The organism is Streptomyces sp. NPDC001744, assembly GCF_042892575.1.
Classification (GTDB): domain Bacteria; phylum Actinomycetota; class Actinomycetes; order Streptomycetales; family Streptomycetaceae; genus Streptomyces.
This window is the reverse complement of the sequence record NZ_JBIAUG010000003.1, coordinates 390,877-397,221: the sequence shown is the minus strand read 5'-3', so window position 1 is coordinate 397,221 and position 6,345 is coordinate 390,877. Positions and strand designations below refer to the sequence as shown.

The window sequence follows — 6,345 nt, the reverse complement described above, 5'->3', positions numbered from 1 at the left end:
GGCGGCTCATGGGGGGGGGGGGGGCGCCGGCGTGGCTTGGTGACCAGTCCCCGGGCATGACGGACCGCCCGCTTCGCGGTCGCTGCGGGACGAGGCTGGTGCGGTGCCGAAACTACGGTTCGATGAGGCCGGTCCTGATGGCGTAGCGCGTGAGCGCGACGCGGTCGCGGAGGCCGAGCTTCTGCAGGAGATTGGCCCGGTGGCGCTCGACCGTCTTGACGCTGATGACCAGCATGTCGCCGATCTCCTTCGAGCTGTGGCCTTCTGCGACGAGCTTGAGGATCTGCTCCTCGCGGTCGGTGATCGCCCGCTCCGGGAGAGCCCGGCCTTCTTCCGTGCGGTCGAGGTACTGGCGGATCAGCGTGCTCTCGACCCCGGGGTAGAGGAACGGCTCGTCGCGCATCGCGGCGCGACACGCTTCCACCAGGTCCCGGTCCGCGACGGACTTCAGTACGTAGCCGCAGGCTCCTGCCCGCAGAGCCTCGAAGAAGTACTGGTCGTTGTCGTACATGGTCAGGATCAGGATGCGTAGGTCCGGTCGGATACGAGAAAGCTCGCGCGCGGCCTGCAGCCCTGTCATCCGCGGCATGGCGATGTCGAGAACCGCCAGGTCGACGGGGACCTTCTGCGCGACGGCGACGGCCTCCGCACCGTCACCGACCTCTGCCACCACGTGCAGATCGGGCTCGGAGTCGAGGATCATTCGTACGCCACGACGCACCAGGGCGTGATCGTCGGCAAGCAGAATCCTCCTGGGCCGGTCGGTCACCGCCCCGCCTCCGCTCTCACGGGTGCCAGCAAGTGAACGGACGTGCCGACGTCAGGGCCGGCCCGAAGGGTGAACTGTGCCCCGATCAGGAGGGCACGTTCACGCATGCCGTGGATCCCGGCTCCCTCCGCGGCGCCGTCGCGACCGCGCCCGTTGTCGCTGATCACCAGCTCCACACCCCCCGAGGCTCCGTGCCGCAGCTCCACGTCGACGCGGTCGGCCCCCGAGTGACGCGCCGCGTTGGTCAGGGCTTCCTGTGCCACCCGGTAGATCACCAGCTCGGCTTCCTGCGTCAGGGCCGGAAGCCCTGGCTCACAGCGGTGGTCGACCCTGATTCCGGTAGTGGTGAAGTCCGCCGCCAAGGCCCGGAGGGCACTCGTCAGCCCAAGGTCCTCAAGCACCCCGGGGCGAAGTCGGCGAGCGATACGCCTCAGTTCGTCCAGACTCTCCCTGGTCGTCTCCTGCGCCGACCGAAGGTCCTCCCGTAGTTTCACCGGGGCTCGGTCCGCCAGCCACTTCAACTGGAGCAGGACGGCGGTGAGAGCTTGGCCGACCTCATCGTGGAGTTCCCGCGCGAGATGTCTCCGCTCGGCCTCCTGCGCTGCGGTGACGCGGGCACTGCTGGTGGCCCGTTCGCTCTCCAGCCGGTCCAGCATCGCGTTGAACGTGCTTACCAGCTCAGCCATTTCGTGCTGCCCCGTGGCCTTCGGCCGCGTGCCGGGGTGCAGAAGATCCGCCCCCGCCATCGCGAGGGACAGCCGCTTGAGCGGAGCCAGTCCGTACCGGAAGAGAAGACCATTGGCCACGAGCATGGCCAGCACCCCGGCGATTATCACGACGGCTTCGTCGAAGAGAACCGGGGAGGAGACGGTGACCCACGGACTCAGCAGAAGCGCGGTGGCCACAACGAGGAGGAAGGCATTCATCAGGAAGATCCGCCAGAACAACGACACTGCGAACCTCTCCCTCGGCTTCCTTGCGTCCATCCGCTCAACGCACCCCAGCGTTGGCGAGTGTCACGACGGTGATCAAGAGGGAGTCTGGACGATCATGCTCGGACCGTCCATACATGCCGGCACCCATCTTTCACCCACCGGGAAGCGCGCAGGCGGCTGAGCGGATCGATCACTTCTGCGGCACCCCGGCATTACCGTCACACGCCGCAGCGCCTGGTGAACCGGTCGGATTCCGGCCTGCGGGTGTTCCACCGGCTTGACGCACCGGACAGCGACGGCGGCGTGTCACCGCCCTCCCCGCGGGAGCGGACGACGCGGGCGCGCGCCGGCGGCTCGCTGCTGCGGCGGGGTGGTACGCAGGGCGGTTACGCCCAGCGTGGCGTCCCGTGCGGCGGGGGCCCCGTCGCGCTCGGCTGTCGCTTCGGCACGCTCGTGGGCCGGCTGCTCGATCAAGGCTGCGTAGGTGCCGGCGAGTTCCGCCGGTTTCCGCTCTTCCTCGCGGGCCCCGGCCAGGTCCTCGCGGAGCTGGGCGGTCTCGACCTCGGCCTTCTTGACGGGCTGGCTCTTGTGCCGGGCCCGCGGACATCCGCGCTGAAGACCGGGCGCCTCTCCTGGGCGGCAACCGGCCAGGAGGGTGAGGAGGATCAAACCCGCGGCGGACAGCGTCCGTACCAGCAGGGCGGCGAGGACGTCGTCGGTGAAGTCCTCGACGAAACGTGCCGCCCGGAGCACGGTCATCGTCATCGCGACCTCCTGGACGCGCGGAGTGCCGTTCTCCCGGTCCCGCGCCGACTTTCCCCGCAGGATCCGCGAGTCCCTGCCGCCCCGGGGCGCTCCCTCCGGCGCCCTTTCGGGCCGCGGAGGCGAGCCCGGGGGCCGCGAGGGCGCGTCTCCGGGGCCGCAGGGAAGGGGGCGCCGCCCGATCATGGGAGACTCGCCCCCATGAACGGCAAGGCGACGACGAACCGGACACGGCTGGACAGGGGACGCAACGCACTCGGCCCCGCCCTCGAGCTGGTGCACACCGGCAGGGCGCCGACCCGGGCCGTCCTCACCGCCGAACTCGGCGTCACCCGCGCCACGGCCGGCGCCGTCGCCGCCGAGCTGGAGGCCCTCGGCCTCATCCGGGTCGACTCCAACCCCACCGCGGCCGGTTCCCAGGGGCGTCCCTCGCACCGGCTCGCCGTCGACGAGAAGGGCCCCGTCGTCCTCGCGGCCCAGGTCCACCCGGACGGCTTCCGGGCCGCGCTCGTCGGCCTCGGCGGCGCGATCGTCGCCACGGCCCCCGGGGCCGTCACCGTCTCCGCCGACCCCGCCCAGGTCCTCGGCGCCGTGGTCGGGGCCGGAGCCTCCCTGCTCCGCGAGAGCGGCCGTCGCTGCGTCGGCGCCGGTCTCGCCGTACCCTCCGCCGTGGCCGAACCCGAGGGCACCGCCCTCAACCCGCTCCACCTCGCCTGGCCCGCCGGCGCCCCGGTCCGGCAGATCTTCGCCGAGCGGGTGCGGGAGGCGGGCATCGGGGGCCCCGCCTTCACCGGCAACGACGTGAACCTCGCCGCCCTCGCCGAACACCGCCACGGCGCGGGGCGCGGCGCCCGGGACCTGCTCTGCGTGGCCACCGGCCACCGGGGCGTCGGCGGCGCGCTGGTGCTCGACGGGCGTCTGCACACCGGCAGCGCGGGCCTCGCCCTGGAGGTCGGCCACCTCACGGTGAACCCGGAGGGCGGTCCGTGCCACTGCGGCGGCCGGGGCTGCCTCGACGTCGAGACCGACCCGCTCGCCTTCCTCACGGTCGCGGGCCGTACTCCCGGCCCCGAGGTCTCCCTGCTCCAGCAGTCCCGCGACCTGCTGCGCACCGCTCCCGACGACCCGGGCGTGCGCGTCGCCGTCGGGGAGCTGATCGACCGCCTGGGGCTCGGTCTCGCCGGCCTGGTGAACATCCTCAACCCGGACCGGATCATCCTCGGCGGCCTCCACCGCGAACTCCTCACGGCCGACCCCGAACGCCTGCGCGCGGTCGTCGCCGACCGCAGCCTCTGGGGCCGCAGCGGCGGCGTGCCGATCCTCCCCTGCACCCTCGACCACAACAGCCTCGTCGGCGCCGCCGAACTCGCCTGGCAGCCGGTCCTCGACGACCCCCTGGCGGCCCTGTCCCGCGAAGCGGTCTGAGCGGTCCTACGTGTCCGGGTCCCATGGAGCAGGTCCTACGCGTCCGGGCCCCACGGACCAGGGCCCACGTGTCCGGGCCCCACGGACCAGGCCCACGTGTCCGGGCCCCACGGGTCCGGGACTCGGAATCCGTCCGGGCGGTCACGGCGTCCAGGCCCCGGGTGGAAAACCGGTGGGCCCCCGGAGCCGCGCGGCATAGCGTTCCGCCCATGAATCCTTCCGGCTCCGCTCTTCCCCCGCGCCTCGGCACCCTCACCTTCCACGGCCCGCTCTCCGGGGCCCGCGCCGCCCGCGTCGTCGGACGCCTCGCCGCTGCCGGGCCCGCCGACGTGATCGACATCGGCTGCGGCTGGGGGGAAATGCTCCTGCGCGTCCTCGACGCCGTCCCCACCGCCGAGGGGGTCGGGATCGACATCAACGCCGAGGACCTGGCCCGCGCCCGCTCCCTCGCCGAGGAGCGCGGGCTCTCCGGCCGTGCGTCCTTCGTCGAGGAGTCGGCGCTCGGCACCGGCCGGGGCCCCGTCGACGCGGTCCTCTGCCTCGGTGCCGGTCAGGCGCTCTGCGACCCCGAGCAGCCGTACGACCCCGCCGTTGTCCTGCGCGAACTCCGCCGGCTCGTCCGTCCCGGCGGACGCGTCGTCCTGGGGGAGGGATTCTGGGAGCGCACCCCCACCGGGACGGAACTGGCCGGGATGTGGCCCGGCGCGCACACCGACGACCACCTCTCCCTCGGCGCCCTCGTGGACCTCGCGGTCGAGGCCGGGTTCCGTCCCGCGTGGATCGAGACGGCGAGCGCCGAGGAGTGGGAGGAGTTCGAGTCGGGCTACCGGTACGACACCGAGGTCTGGCTGGCCGCCCACCCCGGCCACCCGCTCGCCGCCGAGACGCGCGAACGCGTCGACCGGCAGCGTTCCAGCTGGCTGAACGGCTACCGGGGCGTCCTCGGCATCGCCTATCTGACCCTCGTGGCCGTGGCCGCCTGACCGGTCCGGACGCCCCGGGCCCACGGCACCGGGGCCCGGGGCGTCCGCCTTCACCGGGCGCCGCGCCCACCACCCCTCCCCGCCGGGGCCGCTCCTCCGGCCGGACCCCGTGACGGTGCCGCACCCGCCCCCGGGCGCAGGGGCGGAAGGGGAGCCGTACTCCCCGCGCGGTACGCGTGAAGCCGCTGCCGGTACGACGCCCCGGGCCCCCTCCCCGGACGACTCTGGAACCAGGGACATTCCCGAACCAGCCGTACGTACCGAGGAGCTGAACCATCATGGAGACACTCGCCCACGCGGGCCCCGGCCCCTGGATCCTTCTCTTCCCCCTCGTCTGGGCCGTCGCCGTCGTCGGGATCGTCGCCCTCGTCCGCCGTACCGGGCGGTGCCGGGGGCGGGACCTCCGCTCCGGTCGCGACGGCGGGCCGGACGACCACTCGCCGCTCGCCCTGCTCGGTCACCGGTTCGCCGCCGGTGAGATCGACGAGGACGAGTACTGGCGGCGGCTCAGCGTCCTGGAGGAGCAGTTCGGCCGCCGGAAGGGCGCCGAGGGACGCCGGCCCTGAGGGACCGGTCCCCACCGGCCCGGCGCTTCCCGCCCGCCCGGCCCGGGGCCCTTCGCGCGTCCCCGGCCCGGCGCCTCCTCAGCCCGCCCGGCCCGCCAGGACCGGGTGGGCCGAGGCCACGGCGGGGGCGGGGCTCGGCACCGGATCGGCCGGGGTGCCCAGGGGGACGGCGGGAATCCGCTCGTACCCCGTGAAGGGGCCCTCGGTCGCGGCGCCGTACACGGCCTCCTCGCGCGTCCGGACGGGACCGCCCGGGAGGGGCGCCGCGAGGGTGAACCACACGACCTTCCCGTCCTTCCCGTCGTCCCCGCACGGCCGGACGCCCCAGCTCTCGCTGACCGCGCCAACGAGGGCGAGGCCCCGGCCGGACGTGGCCAGCTCGTCGGCCGGCGGAACGGCCGCCACGGATCCGCCGGCGCCGCCCGGGAAGGGGGAGGCGCCGGAGACCGGCCCGCCGGCCTCCGGCAGACGCGGGTCGTGGTCCCTGACGGAGACCGTGAGGCGGTCGAGCAGCAGCTCGATCTCGACGGTGCACCGCTTGTCCGGCCGGGCGTGCCGGTGGACGTTGGTCAGGAGTTCGGTGACCCCCAGGAGGGCATGGTCGACCAGGGCGTCGAGATGCCAGTGGCGCAGATGCGCGGAGACGATTCTGCGGACCTGTCCGATCCGCTGCGGCAGGGCGTGGAGCTCCACCGCGTAGTACCTGCTCGGTTCGCTGATCACGGCTGCGACTCCCCGAAGTAGTCCGGAAGAAGACGAAGGTTCGGATCTCTCGTGCGTACAGCAGGATGACGACCACAGCGCAGCGTCACCATCCGTAAACCCTCGGTGAGGTGCTTCCAGCGTGGGCCAGGGGTGACCGTCCCGCAACTCACGGCGAGGCGCGCCGGGCCGGGGCCGCTCCG

At 73.4% G+C, this 6,345-nt stretch carries 7 protein-coding genes; 3 read left to right on the top strand and 4 right to left on the bottom strand.

The genetic code is table 11. The features are described from left to right. Positions 1-112 precede the first annotated feature (112 nt). The 3 genes from ACFYZY_RS06180 to ACFYZY_RS06170 form a co-directional block, all read right to left on the bottom strand. Complete coding sequence (locus ACFYZY_RS06180; protein WP_388689981.1) at positions 113-769, bottom strand: response regulator; 657 nt, start codon at positions 767-769, stop codon at positions 113-115. Next, positions 766-1,755: a histidine kinase gene (locus ACFYZY_RS06175; protein WP_388689979.1), complete on the bottom strand. Its 990-nt coding sequence runs from the start codon at positions 1,753-1,755 to the stop codon at positions 766-768. The genes ACFYZY_RS06180 and ACFYZY_RS06175 overlap by 4 nt, the downstream gene beginning before the upstream one ends. 255 nt (positions 1,756-2,010) lie before the next feature. After that, positions 2,011-2,469: a hypothetical protein gene (locus tag ACFYZY_RS06170; protein WP_388689977.1), complete on the bottom strand. Its 459-nt coding sequence runs from the start codon at positions 2,467-2,469 to the stop codon at positions 2,011-2,013. Between the two features lie 198 nt (positions 2,470-2,667). Between ACFYZY_RS06170 and ACFYZY_RS06165 the strand changes: the two genes are divergently transcribed. From ACFYZY_RS06165 to ACFYZY_RS06155, 3 genes are all read left to right on the top strand, one after another. Then, entirely contained in the window at positions 2,668-3,891 is a 1,224-nt protein-coding gene (locus ACFYZY_RS06165; RefSeq protein WP_388689975.1) for an ROK family protein, read from the top strand. Between the two features lie 209 nt (positions 3,892-4,100). Beyond that, complete coding sequence (locus ACFYZY_RS06160; protein WP_388689974.1) at positions 4,101-4,874, top strand: SAM-dependent methyltransferase; 774 nt, start codon at positions 4,101-4,103, stop codon at positions 4,872-4,874. A 278-nt stretch (positions 4,875-5,152) separates the two neighbouring features. Next, complete coding sequence (locus ACFYZY_RS06155) at positions 5,153-5,440, top strand: SHOCT domain-containing protein (protein ID WP_388689972.1); 288 nt, start codon at positions 5,153-5,155, stop codon at positions 5,438-5,440. Between the two features lie 78 nt (positions 5,441-5,518). Here the strand turns inward: ACFYZY_RS06155 and ACFYZY_RS06150 are convergent, their stop codons facing one another. Then, positions 5,519-6,163, bottom strand: coding sequence for an ATP-binding protein (locus tag ACFYZY_RS06150; RefSeq protein WP_388689970.1), 645 nt, complete (start codon positions 6,161-6,163; stop codon positions 5,519-5,521). Between the last annotated feature and the right edge of the window lie 182 nt (positions 6,164-6,345).